General features: G+C 40.1%; 18 protein-coding genes and 1 riboswitch. Of the genes, 14 read left to right on the top strand and 4 right to left on the bottom strand.

Annotated features, from left to right (window positions below; translation table 11 throughout):
* The 4 genes from MKY20_RS20670 (at position 1) to mutL (ending at position 6,104) form a co-directional block, all read left to right on the top strand.
* Positions 1 to 450, top strand: a complete 450-nt coding sequence (locus tag MKY20_RS20670) for a VOC family protein (RefSeq protein WP_372675451.1) — start codon at positions 1 to 3, stop codon at positions 448 to 450.
* Between the two features lie 117 nt (positions 451 to 567).
* Positions 568 to 1,185, top strand: a complete 618-nt coding sequence (locus MKY20_RS20665) for a PH domain-containing protein (RefSeq protein ID WP_341002878.1) — start codon at positions 568 to 570, stop codon at positions 1,183 to 1,185.
* 377 nt (positions 1,186 to 1,562) lie between these two features.
* Positions 1,563 to 4,163 carry a DNA mismatch repair protein MutS gene (gene mutS / locus MKY20_RS20660; RefSeq protein WP_341002876.1) on the top strand — a complete coding sequence of 867 codons (2,601 nt, stop codon included), beginning with the start codon at positions 1,563 to 1,565 and terminating at the stop codon, positions 4,161 to 4,163.
* Positions 4,164 to 4,181: 18 nt separating this feature from the next.
* On the top strand, positions 4,182 to 6,104 hold the full coding sequence (gene mutL / locus MKY20_RS20655) for a DNA mismatch repair endonuclease MutL (protein ID WP_252246200.1): 1,923 nt from the start codon (positions 4,182 to 4,184) through the stop codon (positions 6,102 to 6,104).
* Positions 6,105 to 6,151: 47 nt separating this feature from the next.
* Here mutL and MKY20_RS20650 read toward each other — a convergent pair whose 3' ends face one another.
* The 4 genes from MKY20_RS20650 to MKY20_RS20635 all read right to left on the bottom strand — a co-directional run bounded on the left by MKY20_RS20650 (position 6,152) and on the right by MKY20_RS20635 (position 8,802).
* Positions 6,152 to 7,264 carry a site-specific integrase gene (locus tag MKY20_RS20650; protein WP_341002871.1) on the bottom strand — a complete coding sequence of 371 codons (1,113 nt, stop codon included), beginning with the start codon at positions 7,262 to 7,264 and terminating at the stop codon, positions 6,152 to 6,154.
* Positions 7,265 to 7,278: 14 nt separating this feature from the next.
* The gene (locus tag MKY20_RS20645) at positions 7,279 to 7,770 is read right to left on the bottom strand and encodes an ImmA/IrrE family metallo-endopeptidase (RefSeq protein WP_284522163.1); all 492 of its coding nucleotides are present in this window, start codon (positions 7,768 to 7,770) and stop codon (positions 7,279 to 7,281) included.
* A 65-nt stretch (positions 7,771 to 7,835) separates the two neighbouring features.
* The gene (locus tag MKY20_RS20640; RefSeq protein WP_341002869.1) at positions 7,836 to 8,369 is read right to left on the bottom strand and encodes a hypothetical protein; all 534 of its coding nucleotides are present in this window, start codon (positions 8,367 to 8,369) and stop codon (positions 7,836 to 7,838) included.
* An 85-nt stretch (positions 8,370 to 8,454) separates the two neighbouring features.
* The gene (locus MKY20_RS20635) at positions 8,455 to 8,802 is read right to left on the bottom strand and encodes a helix-turn-helix domain-containing protein (protein ID WP_284522161.1); all 348 of its coding nucleotides are present in this window, start codon (positions 8,800 to 8,802) and stop codon (positions 8,455 to 8,457) included.
* Between the two features lie 157 nt (positions 8,803 to 8,959).
* Between MKY20_RS20635 and MKY20_RS20630 the strand changes: the two genes are divergently transcribed.
* From MKY20_RS20630 to MKY20_RS20585, 10 genes are all read left to right on the top strand, one after another.
* Complete coding sequence (locus tag MKY20_RS20630; RefSeq protein WP_341002863.1) at positions 8,960 to 9,211, top strand: helix-turn-helix domain-containing protein; 252 nt, start codon at positions 8,960 to 8,962, stop codon at positions 9,209 to 9,211.
* A gap of 13 nt (positions 9,212 to 9,224) precedes the next feature.
* The gene (locus MKY20_RS20625; protein WP_282140297.1) at positions 9,225 to 9,494 is read left to right on the top strand and encodes a group-specific protein; all 270 of its coding nucleotides are present in this window, start codon (positions 9,225 to 9,227) and stop codon (positions 9,492 to 9,494) included.
* A gap of 14 nt (positions 9,495 to 9,508) precedes the next feature.
* Complete coding sequence (locus tag MKY20_RS20620; protein WP_341002856.1) at positions 9,509 to 10,210, top strand: ORF6N domain-containing protein; 702 nt, start codon at positions 9,509 to 9,511, stop codon at positions 10,208 to 10,210.
* Positions 10,211 to 10,352: 142 nt separating this feature from the next.
* Positions 10,353 to 10,616: a helix-turn-helix domain-containing protein gene (locus MKY20_RS20615; RefSeq protein WP_009330644.1), complete on the top strand. Its 264-nt coding sequence runs from the start codon at positions 10,353 to 10,355 to the stop codon at positions 10,614 to 10,616.
* A gap of 372 nt (positions 10,617 to 10,988) precedes the next feature.
* The gene (locus MKY20_RS20610; protein WP_341003398.1) at positions 10,989 to 11,210 is read left to right on the top strand and encodes a YqaI family protein; all 222 of its coding nucleotides are present in this window, start codon (positions 10,989 to 10,991) and stop codon (positions 11,208 to 11,210) included.
* 99 nt (positions 11,211 to 11,309) lie between these two features.
* The gene (locus MKY20_RS20605; RefSeq protein ID WP_341002851.1) at positions 11,310 to 12,254 is read left to right on the top strand and encodes a YqaJ viral recombinase family nuclease; all 945 of its coding nucleotides are present in this window, start codon (positions 11,310 to 11,312) and stop codon (positions 12,252 to 12,254) included.
* Positions 12,254 to 13,183, top strand: a complete 930-nt coding sequence (locus MKY20_RS20600) for a recombinase RecT (RefSeq protein ID WP_341002848.1) — start codon at positions 12,254 to 12,256, stop codon at positions 13,181 to 13,183. The genes MKY20_RS20605 and MKY20_RS20600 overlap by 1 nt, the downstream gene beginning before the upstream one ends.
* Before the next feature lie 174 nt (positions 13,184 to 13,357).
* A complete protein-coding gene (locus MKY20_RS20595; RefSeq protein WP_341002846.1) occupies positions 13,358 to 14,320 on the top strand; it encodes a hypothetical protein in 963 nt (320 codons plus the stop codon).
* 4 nt (positions 14,321 to 14,324) lie between these two features.
* Positions 14,325 to 14,519, top strand: coding sequence for a hypothetical protein (locus tag MKY20_RS20590; protein WP_341002844.1), 195 nt, complete (start codon positions 14,325 to 14,327; stop codon positions 14,517 to 14,519).
* A gap of 523 nt (positions 14,520 to 15,042) precedes the next feature.
* Positions 15,043 to 15,128, bottom strand: a riboswitch (cyclic di-GMP riboswitch).
* A gap of 170 nt (positions 15,129 to 15,298) precedes the next feature.
* Positions 15,299 to 15,496: a hypothetical protein gene (locus MKY20_RS20585; RefSeq protein ID WP_341002841.1), complete on the top strand. Its 198-nt coding sequence runs from the start codon at positions 15,299 to 15,301 to the stop codon at positions 15,494 to 15,496.
* Positions 15,497 to 15,729: the final 233 nt, after the last annotated feature.

Here is a 15,729-nt window from a genome sequence, read left to right as displayed (position 1 = left end):
ATGTTTCAGCATCAGGAATATCCTTATGAAGTGATTGTGAGGAAGGAATGGGAAGGGAGCATCCCGGCTGTGCAATTTCGCATTGCACGTCCGACAAACCAGCTTGATAAACTCATTTCCTTTTATGAAAAAGGACTGGGTCTGAAGAGAGTTGGCGAGTTTTGGAATCATGAAGGCTATGATGGTATTATGATTGGTCTGCCTGATAGCCAATACCATCTTGAATTTACTCAATCTAAGGAAAAAATGGAGCTTCCGCAGCCGACAAAGGAGCATCTATTAGTTTTTTATGTGGGAGACCGCCTGGAGCGTGATAACATTGCCGAAAGGCTTGCTGCTTATGGGTATATGGAAACAGAACCGGAAAATCCATATTGGGGCAGAGGCGGAGTGACAATAGAAGATCCAGATGGATGGCCGATTGTATTAATGAATACGCCAGGAATATGAAGCTTCCGGTTTGCCGGGAGCTTTTCCAGCGTAAATTTTTAATTGAATAAGCCATCGTTTTCCTAAATATGTTAAAATAGCAAAGTAGTAAAATGAATGCAGAAAGGTTGAGGGGTTATGTTTAAAAAGGTTGCCTCTGATGTGCTGGGATTAAGCGATGTGGGAAGCGTCATCCAGCCGGCTGACTATGACAAAGTTGATGCTGACGATTACGTCCTTCACGAAGATAATGAGAAAATTTACTTCCTGATTAAGTCCAAATCGGATGAATACTGCTTTACGAATAAGGCGCTAATTCATCTGGATGGTACAAGTGCTGTCAGCAAAAAACGAACTCTAAAGCGCTACAGCTACCGCGAATACAGCATTTCAAATGTGATGCTGGAAACAGCTGGTACAGTCGATTTGGATGTGGAAATCAAATTCGTGATTGGATCTCAGGCATTCTCTATTGACGTACATAAAAAGCATCTCGAAGAATTGAAAGATTTATATAAAGCACTGATCCGCATTTCCGAAATCTGCCGCGAAAATGAAGTGTCCATGGAGTATGCTGAAAAAAGCCTGAATTTGGCATCAAGCACTCTTGGACGTTCAGTGTCCAATCAGGACGCCAATGTGGTGGACAATTTCCGTGTACTAAATGAAACAGCCTTCAACTGGCTGATGAACAGCCGCAAGAAATATAATGTGAAAGACTTCGGATATGTGTTTGAAAAATACATAAATAACTAAGAAATCCTGGCAGCTCTCCATTTGGGGGCTGCTGTTTTTTTTTGTGGCAAGACTTTCTACTGCTCATTAAACGCAAGTATAGTTTAACCACTGCTTTGATTGCAGCGGAGGATATTTGACTCAAGCGGGAGGAGAGGGAAGTGGAAGACCCCGCAGGCAAAGCCAAGGAGGCTCGGGAACCTCCCCGCGGAAAGCAAGTGTCCCGTGCTGAAATCAACGGCATAATATATAAGCCTATCAATATAAGAGAATAGCCAAGGCAAATATTGCACCTCTGAGTCAGCCAATAATCTATGATATAATGAAAAAGACGTTTTTAGAGGAAATCTCTAAAAAAGGATTATAAAATAATAGATTATGGATCGTTGGAGGAAGTTATGGCAGCAGCATACACGCCTATGATACAGCAATATTTAAGGGTAAAGGCAGAATATCAGGATGCCTTTTTATTTTTTCGCCTTGGAGACTTTTACGAAATGTTTTTCGATGATGCACTTAAAGCATCACAGGAGCTTGAAATCACATTAACCAGCCGCGAGGGAGGCACGGAAGAAAGGATTCCCATGTGCGGGGTGCCGTATCATTCAGCACCGGTTTATATTGAACAATTGATTGAAAAAGGATACAAAGTCGCAATCTGCGAGCAAACAGAAGATCCGAAACAGGCAAAAGGAGTTGTGAAGCGGGAAGTCGTTCAGCTTATCACACCTGGAACAATGATGGAAGGCAAAGGCCTTCAGGAAAAAGAAAACAACTATATTGCATCGATTTCGGTCTTTGAAGATGAAACCTTTGGATTTGCCACCAATGATTTATCAACAGGTGAGACGAAGGTAACGATGTTAAGCAGCGGGTTTGATGAGGTCTTAAACGAGCTGTCTATGTCAGGTGCAAAGGAAGTAGTCATCTCTTCCGACTTTGATGGAGAATGGCAGAGGAGAATGAAAGAACGCTCCGTCATGGCGATTTCATTCGAGGATGATTGCGGAGTCCGGGACTCTTTCGAGGGACTTCTGGCTGATTTAAATCAGGACAAGCTCAGGACAACTTCTTGCAGACTGATTAATTACCTGTACCGTACGCAGAAGAGGAGCCTGGATCACCTTCAAAAGGTGGCTACTTATCAGATTAATCAATACATGAAAATCGATTATTTTTCAAAAAAGAATCTTGAGCTGACAGAAACCATCCGCAGCAAAGGCAAGAAGGGCTCGCTGTTATGGCTCCTGGATGAAACGAAGACTGCCATGGGCGGCAGGCTTTTAAAGCAATGGATTGACAGGCCGCTTATTGATGAACAGGAAATCAAACGCCGCCATTCGCTGGTTGAAACGCTTATTCACTCTTTCTTTGAACGGGAAGAAATCCGGGAAAAACTGAAGGAAGTCTATGATCTGGAACGCCTTGCAGGAAGAGTGGCGTTTGGAAATGTAAATGCCCGCGACCTTGTGCAGCTTAAGAAATCTCTTCAGCAGATACCTGTTCTAAAAGAAATGGTCTCAAATCTGCCGAATGAGGAAGCAGTGAGGCTTGCTGAGCGCCTGGATGCGTGTGAAGAAGTCACGGATACTTTGGAAAGCGCGATAATGGAAAATCCGCCGCTGTCATTGAAGGATGGAAACATCATTCAGGACGGCTATCATGAAGAGCTGGATAAATACCGTGATGCCAGCCGCAACGGGAAAACCTGGATTGCCCAGCTTGAGAAGCAGGAACGTGAAAAAACAGGCATTAAATCATTGAAAATCGGTTTTAACCGTGTGTTTGGCTATTATATTGAAGTTACTCGCGCTAACCTTCATCTTCTAAAAGAAGGGCAATATGAGCGCAAACAGACCCTGACCAATGCCGAACGATTTATTACGCCTGAATTAAAGGAAAAAGAATCACTCATACTGGAAGCACAGGAAAAGTGTGTGGAGCTCGAGTATGAATTATTTACGAATGTCCGCGAACATGTAAAAGAATTTATTCCGAGATTGCAAAAGCTGGCGAAAACGGTAAGTGAGCTAGATGTTCTTCAGTGCTTCTCCGCTGTCAGCGAGCAAAGGCATTATATAAAGCCAAGTTTTTCAAATGAAAGACGGGTTTATATCAAAGACGGCCGCCATCCAGTCGTTGAAAAAGTGCTGAACGCACAAGAATATGTGCCGAATGACTGTTATATGGATGCGGACCGGGAAGTGCTGCTGATTACAGGGCCGAATATGTCCGGTAAAAGTACGTATATGCGGCAAATCGCCCTGACTGCGATTTTAGCCCAAATCGGCTGCTATGTACCTGCTTCTGAAGCCGTGCTGCCGATTTTTGACCAGGTATTTACGAGAATCGGAGCCGCCGATGACCTTATTTCCGGCCAGAGTACATTCATGGTCGAGATGCTTGAAGCGCGAAATGCTATTGTGAATGCCACTCAAAACAGTTTGATTCTGTTCGATGAAATCGGGCGCGGAACATCCACCTATGATGGGATGGCATTGGCGCAGGCAATCATTGAGTATATTCACAACCGGATTGGTGCGAAGACTTTATTTTCCACGCACTATCATGAATTGACGGTGCTTGAAGAAGAACTGCAGAAGGTGAAAAACATCCATGTCAGCGCAGTCGAGCAAAATGGACGGGTTGTGTTCCTTCATAAAATTAAGGAAGGAGCGGCAGATAAGAGTTACGGAATCCATGTTGCCCAGCTTGCAGAGCTCCCTAATGAACTAATTGTAAGGGCATATGAAATTTTAACGGGACTGGAATCGAACGATCCCGCTCCTGTGAAAAAAGAGATTCCTGCCGCAGAAAAAATGGCAGAGCCTGCTGCCCAATTATCTTTCTTTGAGGATTCTGAAGATGTGAAGAAACCTTCAATAAGCTCTAAGGAAAAAAAGATTATTGATAAAGTCAAAGCGCTCGATATCCTTGATATGACGCCAATGCAGGCATTAAATACATTATATGAACTGCACAGAAAATTAAAGAATTAATAAACAGGGGGTGACGAGATGGGGAAAATCATTCAGCTGGATGATGCGCTTTCTAATAAAATTGCTGCCGGCGAGGTGGTGGAGCGGCCAGCATCGGTGGTAAAAGAATTGATGGAGAATTCGATCGATGCCGGAAGTACTATTATTGAAATTGAAGCGGAAGAAGCCGGCCTGGCCAAAATCCGCATTATCGATAATGGCGATGGCATTGAGGAAGATGATGTCCTGAATGCCTTTCATCGCCATGCCACCAGTAAAATTAAAGACGAAAATGACCTTTTCCGCATCCGTACGCTCGGATTCCGCGGCGAGGCATTGCCAAGTATTGCGTCGGTATCGAGGATTGAAATGAAAACCTCAACTGGGGATGACGGCACACGTGTTGTCATAGAAGGCGGAAAAGTGGAAGTGATGGAAAAGGCACCCGGCAGAAAAGGGACTGACCTGACCGTGACGGATTTATTTTTCAACACGCCGGCAAGGCTTAAGTATATGAAGACGATTCACACAGAACTTGGCAATATTACAGATGTGGTTAACAGGCTGGCGCTCGCCCATCCGGAGGTCGCCATCCGCCTGATCCATAATGAGCGAAAGCTCCTGCAGACGAACGGAAACGGGGATGTCCGGCAGGTGCTTGCAGCTATTTATGGGCTCAATATTGTGAAGAAGATGGTTCGGATTGAAGCAAGCTCACTTGATTTTAAAATCAGCGGATATGCAGCAATGCCGGAGATTACAAGAGCATCAAGAAACTACATTTCTACCATGATCAACGGCCGCTTCATCAAGAATTATTCTTTGGCCAAAGCCATTCAGGAGGGGTATCATACTCTGCTGCCAATCGGCCGCTACCCGATTGTGCTCCTGAACATTGAAATGGATCCGCTCCTTGTCGATGTGAACGTCCATCCGTCGAAAATGGAGGTACGCTTAAGCAAGGAACATGAATTGAATGAGCTTGTATCAGGTGCTTTGAAGGCTGCATTTAAAAAAGAGGAACTGATCCCATCCGGATTTACACAGCCGAAGACCATGAAGCCTAAGTCAGAACAGACGGCTCTTGAACTGGATCATTTGCCTGAGCATCGGGAGCATGTGCCTTCTTTTGTTCGTGAAGCGAGGGAGGATGCTATCCGGCAGTACCCGAATGGGGCAGATCCGCAAAGCCCGCAAAGTCTACCAGGTGAACCGGCAGCAGCTGAATATCCTGATTTGCAGGATGCTCCTCTCATAGATTTAAGCCCCTCAGCTGAAGAATTGCCTGAAGCAGATCAGCACATATTCCAGCCCGAAGAGCCGAGAGCTGCAGGACTGGAACAGTTTTTGGCAGAGACCGCCACAGTGGAGGAGCCATCCCGGGTGCCGCCGCTCTATCCGATTGGGCAAATGCATGGGACATATATTTTTGCCCAAAATGACCGGGGCCTTTATATCATTGATCAGCACGCCGCCCAGGAGCGGATCAAGTACGAGTATTTCAGGGAGAAAGTCGGCCAGGTTGAAAGTGAATTGCAGGAAATGCTTATACCGCTGACATTTGAATACTCAACGGATGATTATATTAAAATTGATGAATACAAAGGCGAGCTTGAAAAAGTGGGGGTATTTCTGGAGCAGTTCGGACATAACAGCTTTATTGTCCGTTCTCATCCGCAATGGCTGCCTAAAGGCGAAGAACAGGAAATTATTGAGGATATGATTGAACAGCTCTTAGCCATGAAGAGAGTCGATATTAAAAAGCTGCGTGAGGAAGCTGCCATTATGATGAGCTGTAAAGCTTCCATTAAAGCGAATCACCATCTCCGCAATGATGAAATCCAGGCGCTGCTTGATGAATTGCGGAGGTCTTCCGATCCGTTCACATGCCCGCATGGACGGCCGATCATCATACATTACTCCACTTATGAAATGGAAAAGATGTTCAAACGTGTGATGTAGTGGGATTTGTGGCAAGGGGAATTTCTCCTTGCCCACTTTTTGCCCATTTATCTTAAATATGACTCTAATTTTAGTAAATTTTCAGTTTCATATTTTTTTGTAATATGAACATAGACATCGGCTGTCATATTGACAGTTGAATGCCCCAATCGTTCACTAACAAACTTTATATCTGCACCACTTTCCAGCAGCATAATTGCGTGAGTATGACGCAATCCATGCGGGGAAATGTGGGGGAGGTTTGTTTTAGCTTTTTTTAAAATAGAATCAATCGTCTTGTTGACTCCATATTCTCCAATTTCTTTTCCGTTTGGGCACCTTACTAAGAACTCTGATTTATGGTAATCGGCACCATGTTTCATTTTATTTTTCTTTTGCCATAACTGATACTGTTTTAAATCAGCAATTAAAGTATTATCAATTCCAATTGTGCGGTTACTTGATTTGGTTTTTGGTTTTTTTACACCTTTGTCACTTCTCGTTTTTGTGATGGAAATAGTTTTATTTTCAAAATCAATATCCTCCCATTTTAAGGCTAACATTTCACCTTTTCTAATTCCTGTTCGGAGTAAAATTGATGCGATAATATAATGATGATATGGAGATTTTTTAGCTGCATCCATGAAGATTTCTACTTCATCTCTTGATAAATAATTAATTTTTTCTTCTTCCTCAACTTTTATAGATATCCCTTGATACTTATTATGTGTAACCATTTCTAGTTCAACAGCTTTATTGATTGCAGTACAAAAAATAGAATGAATCGTCTGGATGGTTTTTTTAGCGTATCCTTTTTCAACTAATGTATTAATAAATTTTTGATATTCCATCCGTGTTAACTGATTCATTTTATAATTTCCGAGACTTGGGATAATATGATTATTGATATACCAAAATCGATTAAATAATGTTCTTTCTGCGCATTGGGCTCCATAAATTTCTAACCATTCGGTAAGCCAATCCTTTAGTATAGTTTCGCTATTTGCAATAACAGAATGTTGCCGGAGATAAAACTTTTTCTCCACTTCAGCTGCTTCAATCTGTGCCTCTTTTTTAGTTCTAAATCCACTTTTACTTTTTTCTTTTGGTTTTCCTGTAGCAGGGTCTATATATTTAATTCTGTATTGCCATGAATTACCCCTTTTTCTGAAACTAGCCATGAATACCTTCACCTCTATATGTAAGTATGTAATTTTTTGAAAAATATCATTGAATTGATTCTATTCTCAAACATTACAAATCTCTTTTCAGCAAACTTATAAGTTACCTTGAACATTTGTGCAACTTGTTTAATAACCTCTCCTCTTGTGGGAGGAAATGTCAGTTGTATTAACATAAAAGTTGGGACACAGAAATGGTAAGAAAAATAGTTGGCTTGGAATTCTTGAAGTTTTAAAAATTCTTCAGGCATAATTAGTTGATTTCCAAAGTGCCTTTTAAAATGGCAAAATTCGTGTCCAAATTCTTCCCACTGTTCTTCCTTACTAAGTCTTTCATCAATGATTACTTCATCTTCATAGATACGACTTGATATATTCATATATTTCACGGACATCCCTAAGCGATAAATGATATCGTGCATATCAATTTGATGGGGATGTAAGATTCCAATATCGTAATAAAAGTCTTTTATCCAATCTTCTAGCAAAGTTGTGCGGTAATTCATTTTGAACCTCCGGATGGGAATGTATGTTCTGTTTTAATTTGAAAAGAAAAGCCCAAAAGGGCTAATCATTGAATCTCTGAATTATAAATTTTCCAATGGTAATTCAAATCGAAGTCCCCGCGTGATTCTAAAGTACCCTTGACTGTAACACTATCACCTGGTTTTAGATCGGTTAGAAGATTACTCGTAAAATCTGCAACAAAAACATTGTAAGCTTCATTACCTGATGTATTAACATCATCCCACGTTTGACCGGTGTACTCTCCTGCACCTAATACCCATATTTGTGAAGAACCTATTTCCAGTATAGTTCCTGACCAAGTTACCTCTTGTCCGTATAGATAATTATCCCAAGTTGGTGTTTTGTCTTCACCAAGTTCTTTATAATTGTTAATGAACTCTGGAAAATTATTTAAAGAATCAATAGTTTTCTGTTGTTGATCGGATATTTGTTTTTCAGTTTCATTCGGTTCTTCTGATTTTGTATTTTCTTCAACAGGCTTGTCTACCGGCTCTTTAGTTTCCTCTGTACCTGAACATCCCCCTAAGATAAAGCTTAGAGATAGAACAGAGATAACTAGTAAAAATTTGTACTTCATCTTATCTAATCTCCCTTTTAATAAATTTATGTATTTATGGGTAAATAACCCATTATATCCTCAAATAAAAACACGCAAGCGCGTGTTATTTTTTATCTCTATCTCTGATAATCTCCCAGAACTTGATGAGTTCTTCTATCTTTTCCTCTGGAGCATCCATTAAATCTTTAAAAAAGATTTGTGTTTTAGGATTAAGTATCTCTCTCCACATTTCATCGCTAGAGCTGTTTTTTTCATTACCAGTAATCAAATAATCAATTGAAACATCAAATATTTCCGAGATTTTTTTTAATGTCTCGAAGTCAGGTCTACGTTCATCTGATTCATATCGCGATAGTTGGACATTGGAAAGTTCCAATTTTTTCGCCATATCTTTTTGATTAATTCCACTTTTCTCTCTTAATTTCCTAATTCGATTTCCAAAAGATGACATTAAAAAACCCCTCTAATTATCAACTGATTAAATCATATCATTTACCAATATGGTAATAAATATTTTTGCCAAAAAGGTAATTTTCTGATTGACTTTGCCGTAATGGTAATATATTATAAACATGAGTTACCGATATGGCAAAATCGGAGGTGAAACAATGAAACAGAAAGTGTTGAAAGTGGATCTAGTAAAAATAAAAAAATTAAGAAAAGAACATAATTTGTCACTTGAAGAAATGGCAAAGCTTTTGGGGTACGAGAGCCCAAATGGATACTATTATCTTGAAATTGGTCGTGGCAAGTTCCCAGCCGAGACATTAGCCAGAGTTTCGGAAATCTTAAAAGTCCCTATAACAGAACTTTTTTTTGAAGATAAAATTGCCGAAATGGCAAAAAATCAAAGTGCATAAGGAGGTATTTCAAATGTTAAGTGTGCAGGTTGATAAACAAACAATTGAACAGCAGTTTCATGAAGAGTTACGCAAGCACCTAAATGAAATTCAATATCGTACAGTTTTTTGGGACATGAAAATGCTATGTCAACAGACATGCATGAGTGAACCATTCATTAAAGAGCAATTCTTTTTCGATCCTCGTTTCCCAAAATTCAGGGTTGGACGGAAATGGTTATTCCCAGCAAAGGAAACAGAAGATTTTTTAATCAAATGGTTAAAAGAACAACCTCACTATTAAAAGGAGCTGATGTTATGAATCATCTTCAACCAATTAGCCAGGGAGGAAAGCGAGTTTTAACTACTATCCAATTGGCTGAAGTTTTTGGAACAGAAGCAAAAATCATAAACCGAAACTTCCAGAGAAATGCTGATCGGTATGTTCAAGGCAAACATTATTTTGCCTTATCCGGAGAAGAATTAAGGGAATTCAAAGGGTCACGTCAATTTGACGACAGCCTTAAATTTACTTCTATCCTATATCTTTGGACCGAAAAAGGAGCCTGGCTTCACGCTAAATCACTTAATACTGAACAGGCATGGGGTGCTTACGAAAGGCTGGTCGATGAATACTACTCCATTAAAGAAGACATTGTTCCTCTTTCAAAAGATCAGGCTCTTGTCACGGTGCTGAGAACAACTGCAGATCTTATGGAGGATACTCAAACCATTAAAGCTGAACAACATAAAATCAGAAAGCTAGTCTATGAGATTGACCATAAAGTCGAAGAGCATATCACTTTAACCAGTGACGAACAAAGACGTGTGCAAAAAGGAATCGCTCAAAAGGTTTATGAGCTCGAAAGTAATCCAGAGTTCCGGTCAAGGTTATTCAGGGAACTACATCGAGAAATCAAGGACCGTTTTGGTGTAGCAAGCTACAAAGATATTAAGAGAAAGGAACTTCAATTAGCTCTCAGCTACATAGAAAACTGGTTTCCTAGAAAAGTTTCATGAGCGAAGGCACCGAACGAAGCTGCCAGGCTCAAAAAATTCGGTGCACTTCCTTTCATCTATTAATTTTAATAGCAATCTATTAATTTGTCGGTTCCATACTGGAACGTTTCCAAATTGGAACAAAGAAGGGAGGGAGAATGGATTGACTTTCGGCGCGGTATTGAAAGCATGCCGGGAGCGAGCAGGTCTTACACAGGAGGAAATCGCAGAAAAGCTTCATCGTTCACGGAGTTGTATTTCAAAATTTGAAACAGATAAAAAAACACTGGATGTTGCTACTTTAATTAAGTGGGCAGATGTTACCTCAGCTAAAGATGTGGCATGTGCCATTGTGACAGGGGTAGATCCAGTGATGATTTTACAGCAGTTAATGCCGTTGATAGGAGGAATAATCCAATGGTTTTAACCAGAAAAGAGAAGCTGGAACAATTAATTAAGAAATTAAAGAGCAAAGGAGTCAAGATTGAGTGGGCAGTTAGAATCCGTACTTCAAAGGAGGGCTCATAAGTGGACTTGGGTTATGTCCTAGCTATGATTTTTGGAACCTATTTTATTTTTATCATGGGAATTTTAATTGGAGATTTTACTTCAAATCAAAAAGAAAAGCAGTAAGCTCACCACAGCTCACTGCCACTAAATATCGATAAGCTTATTCTACCACCACTAGAATAGGGCGGCAAGAATCTTTGTTCCTGCCGCGATAAGTCGGAACAAATATCTACCATTCCCCCATCATCTACGTTTCGGCTTATCGCGGTGTGAATAAAGCACCTAATACATAGAGAGGAGGATAAAAATGAATCACCCTATGATTGACCAAATAGAGCGATCCGGATATCCGAATATGGTAGCACAGCCTGAACATGTAGGAATTGATTATTTTGGTGACGAGATCCTTGATGGTGACGACATAGTGGAATATGACGGTGAAATCATTTTGAAGGACAACTTGGATCGGTTCTTAACAGAAGTCATGGAATTTGAATTTAGAACAGCATAAAAAATGACTCCTGTTGGCGCAGGAGTCGGTAATTTTGGCTAATTATTTTGTACCGTCATTTTAGCATATAGGCTCTTGACGGTAAAGGGGGGACTAGAAATGGCATTAAATAATGCAGTTCCTACAAAAGATATGAGCCGTTATGAATGGCTGCAAGAACGGGCTAAAGGAATCGGTGGGAGTGATGCTGGAATCATACTTGGAGTTAATCAATTTCGTACACCTTTTGAACTTTGGCTAGAAAAAACAGGACAGGTCGAACCACAGGAAACCGATAATGAAGCAATTTACTGGGGAAATCAAATGGAAAATGTGGTTGCCAAGGAGTTTGAAAAGCGTACAGGTAAAAAAGTCCGCCGAACAAATTTCATGTACAGCCATTCCAAGTATCCTTTTATAAAAGCAAACGTAGACCGTTTAGTTGTTGGAGAATCAGCTGTTTTGGAATGTAAGACAGCCAGTGCGTATCTCACTAAAGAGTGGGAAGGTGAAGAAGTTCCGGCAAGCTACCTTGTACAGCTCCAGCATTATCTCGGAGTAACTGACAAGGAAAAGGGTTATATCGCTGTTCTTGTCGGTGGTAACAAGTTCATCTGGAAGGAAGTAGAGCGAGACCAGGAGCTTATTGATATGATTTTCAATGCTGAGAAGCACTTTTGGGAATACCACGTTCTTCAAGGGCGAGCTCCTGAGTTAGATGGATCAAGTGCAGCTGAGAAGTATTTGAAAGAGAAATACGATCGCGCTGTGAAGGATAAAGAAATTGTCCTTCCATCTGATTATAAAGATTTGCTTGTGCAATATGAGAAAGTGAAGTCCGATGAAAAACTGATTAAATCAGCTAAAACTGAAATTGAAAACAAATTAAAAGAAGTATTGAAGGATGCTGAAACAGGTATTACTGATCAATTTATAGTCACATGGAAGAATCAGAGTAGAAAAAGTGTGGATTCGAAAGCACTGAAAGAAAAGTTTCCGGACATTTTCAAAAAAGTTTTGAAAGAATCCTCGTTCCGAAAATTTGCTGTAAAGGAGATTAATTGATGGCGACCAATATAGAATTGAAAAATCAATTAGCTAATAGACAGGAGACAGCAGCAAAGCAAGTATCAGCTCAATCACTTGGACTTAAAAGTCTACTAAATACGCCAACAATGCAAAAGAAATTTGAGCAGGTATTGGCCAATAAAGCTCCGCAATTTATGGCTTCTGTTCTTAATTTGTATAACGGAGATCCTGGCCTAAGAGAAGCTGAGCCTATGTCCATAGTGTCCAGTGCAATGGTTGCTGCATCTCTCGATTTACCAGTTGATAAAAACTTAGGCTACGCCTGGATTGTTGCTTTTTATGATTCTAAAAAGGGGTATAAGGCAGCACAGTTCCAGCTGGGATACAAAGGATACATTCAGCTGGCACTAAGAAGTGGCCAGTACAAGGCCATAAATGTAATACCGGTCTACGAAGGAGAACTCCTAAAGTGGAATCGTCTAACGGAGGAAATTGACCTTGATTTGAATGCCAGGAAAATTGATAAGGTTATCGGTTATTGTGGCTACTTTAGGTTGGTCAATGGCTTTGAAAAAACGGTCTATTGGACCCGAGATGAAGTAGAGGCACACAGGATAAAGCACAACAAGGCAAAAGACAAGAAATCTCTTAATAATGTTTGGCGTTCTGATTACGATGCCATGGCAATGAAAACAGTTCTGAGGAACATGTTAGGCAAATGGGGTATCTTGTCCATCGATATGCAAAAAGCATTCTCAGAAGACGAGCAGGAGCGTGAGGTAAAAGATATTACGGATGAGGCCAATGAGTATGATGAGCCAATTCAGTACGACTCTCCAAGCAAGGAAGACCATGTATCAGATGAAGATCCTGAAATTATTGATACGGATCAAAAGAAGAAAAAAACTAGCAAAAATATGTCCGCCCAGGAATCATTGGACGTAGATTTTGAAGATGCAGAGTAACGAAACAAATATCCTCCTTCCAGCATGGATCTGGGAGGAGGCTAAAGATAAAGAACACTTGAAAATGCTTGTTTTAGAGTATATGCGGCGGTATCCGGATTACAAAGTAAAAGGTGTAAAGAACGGATTTGCCGTTTGTGAGAGAAGTTAATTTAATGGGGAGGAGGTACAAAGGTGCAAGGCTGGATAAAGCTTCACAGGAAGATACTTGAGAACGAGATATGGCATGATGTCACCACTTTTCGACTTTTTACATTGCTGCTTTTGCAAGCTGTTCATAAGGATGGAGTTAAAGTAAAAGGCATTGAGTTAAAGAGAGGTCAGTACCTCCGTTCCTATTCAAAGTTAGCCGAAGATCTCGAATACAAAGAAAAAAGAGGGTTTAAAAAAGTTTCAAAAAGCACGGTTTTACGTTCGGTTAAGAAATTAGTTGATGAAGGAATAGTGTCCGTTAACGAAACGGATTACGGAACGGTGTTCACCATCCTTAAATACCACGAATACCAAGGGTTTGACGATGATAGCGAAACGCCAATCGAAACGGATAATGAACCTTTATCCGAACGAAATCGAAACGTTATCGAAACGTTATCGAAACAAGAACAAGAATTAAAGAATTTAAGAATTAAAGAATTTAATACTTCTACTAAGGATCCAGTGGATGTCATTGCAGAAAAATTTATTGATTTACGAACAGCTGCTGAAGGACGTTCTGTTTACCCAACAACAAAAGATTATGAAGCAATCGCCCGGATTGTCGCCCGTGGTATGCCGTTGCCACAAACAATCAAATTGCTTGAACAGTGTTTTGCTGAATACAAAGAACGTCAGCCAAATGGAGCCATTAAAGCATTTGGGTACTGCGAAAAATACATCATGGATCATTATGAAGCCTTAGTAGCAAGAGAACAGGCAAAAGAAGTAGCTAAAAACGTTAAGCCTTTTAAAAATAATAATTCTTTTAAGTCAAAGGGTATCCGAGCCAAGCCGATACGTACGGAAATGCTGCCAGATTGGTTTGAGGATGAGGACCAACAGCATGAAAAGCCTAAACTTTTAAAGAATGAGCAGCAGGAATTTGCTAAGAAGAAAGCAGCTTTGAAGGAAAAACTAAAACTATTAAGATCGGGGAGTTGATACTATGGGGATCCTTTATGAATCCGTTATGCAGCAGAAAAGGAATATCCTCATCAGGAGATTAGCAGAATTGAATATTTCTAGAGCTCAATCCGGAAAAAGCATTGATGAATGTGATTACGAGGAACTGAAATATGAACTTGTACTTGCATCTTTTCGTGATATTGACTCAGAGGCTACCGAAAACACCTGGTTTTGAAAGGAGAATAAACATGAGCATTACTAATGTTAAGCCGGTTACCCGTTGCCCTAAATGTCTGGCCAAGGGGACAGTGATAGGACATCGAAATAATCTCTTATTACTTGAATGCAGGGACTGCAACAAACGTTGGAATACTTACTCAAAAACCTGCAAGGTTTGTGGAAAGCCAAATTATTTCTACGTTGAAGGTCCCTGCGTTAAATGTTATTCAGAAAAACACAATGCCGTTTGAAGTTAATAAAATCGGTATGCAGAAGTTTTAGAGTGATGAGCAGATATAATGGCTTTACACTTAGGGCAGGTGACATTATCTACTTTTTTAAATTGAATCTTCTTAAAATCACTTTTTGTAAAAGTAGAAAACACATGATACCTAAAACCACATATACATGTGTTTCGGTCCTTAACTACATGTCTTATACCGGTCCCTTTACTGTAAACTGTTGGGAAAATCATGACTTCCAACCCTTCTTAGCTAAAATACAGGCAAACTAGAAAGGTATGTATTGATAAAAAATACTTTTGCAACCCGGCTGCCATGACAAATCATGTTTTAGGCCCGTAGCTGTGCGTCTTTTACTTTCGTAAAATTTGCCCAGAGGAAATACTACCATAATTTAGGTGCAATGTCGTAATTTGTTGGAATTTGTAATAATAATGAAACGATATTTACAAAAGGGAAGATAGCATTATTAGGTGGTGAGAGTATTAAGCAATTAGACTTATTCTCCATCACCCTTGAAGATCAAATCTTTGAACTAAAACAGGGTGAAGAGATGGAGTTTTTCAGAGGGAAGGAACGGCTGTGGATCCGTAAGCATGAGAAATATAAGGGCGTTTGCATTTACCAGGGACCTGACTTCTCCGGTTACGTGCTTCATGTTGATGAAGAGGGTTTATTTGGTGGATTAGATACCTTTGTATCAAAAATCGATAGTTGGCTGGAAAACGGAAGTTGGAATGAAACCAAATAAGCAGGTAGTTTCATTTACCTTTTTTCTCAGCTCGAAAAGTCCAAGCAATTACTATAAGCCAAAAAGCTATCAAAATGCTTGGAACTCCAAGCGTTACGAAATATACATTTTTTAAAGTATATTGGTCAATCCAGTGAAGCACGGGGTCACCTCATTTACATGCGAGCAAGGGCCTAATCTAAGGATTTTTGGATGTGGAGGATTGGCCTTGCTCTTTTCAATAAAAAACCCAA

Origin of the sequence: Cytobacillus sp. FSL W8-0315, assembly GCF_038002905.1 — a bacterium.
In the GTDB taxonomy this organism is placed as follows: Bacteria; Bacillota; Bacilli; order Bacillales; family Cytobacillaceae; genus Cytobacillus; species Cytobacillus pseudoceanisediminis.
This window is presented reverse-complemented; position numbering and strand designations above follow the sequence as displayed.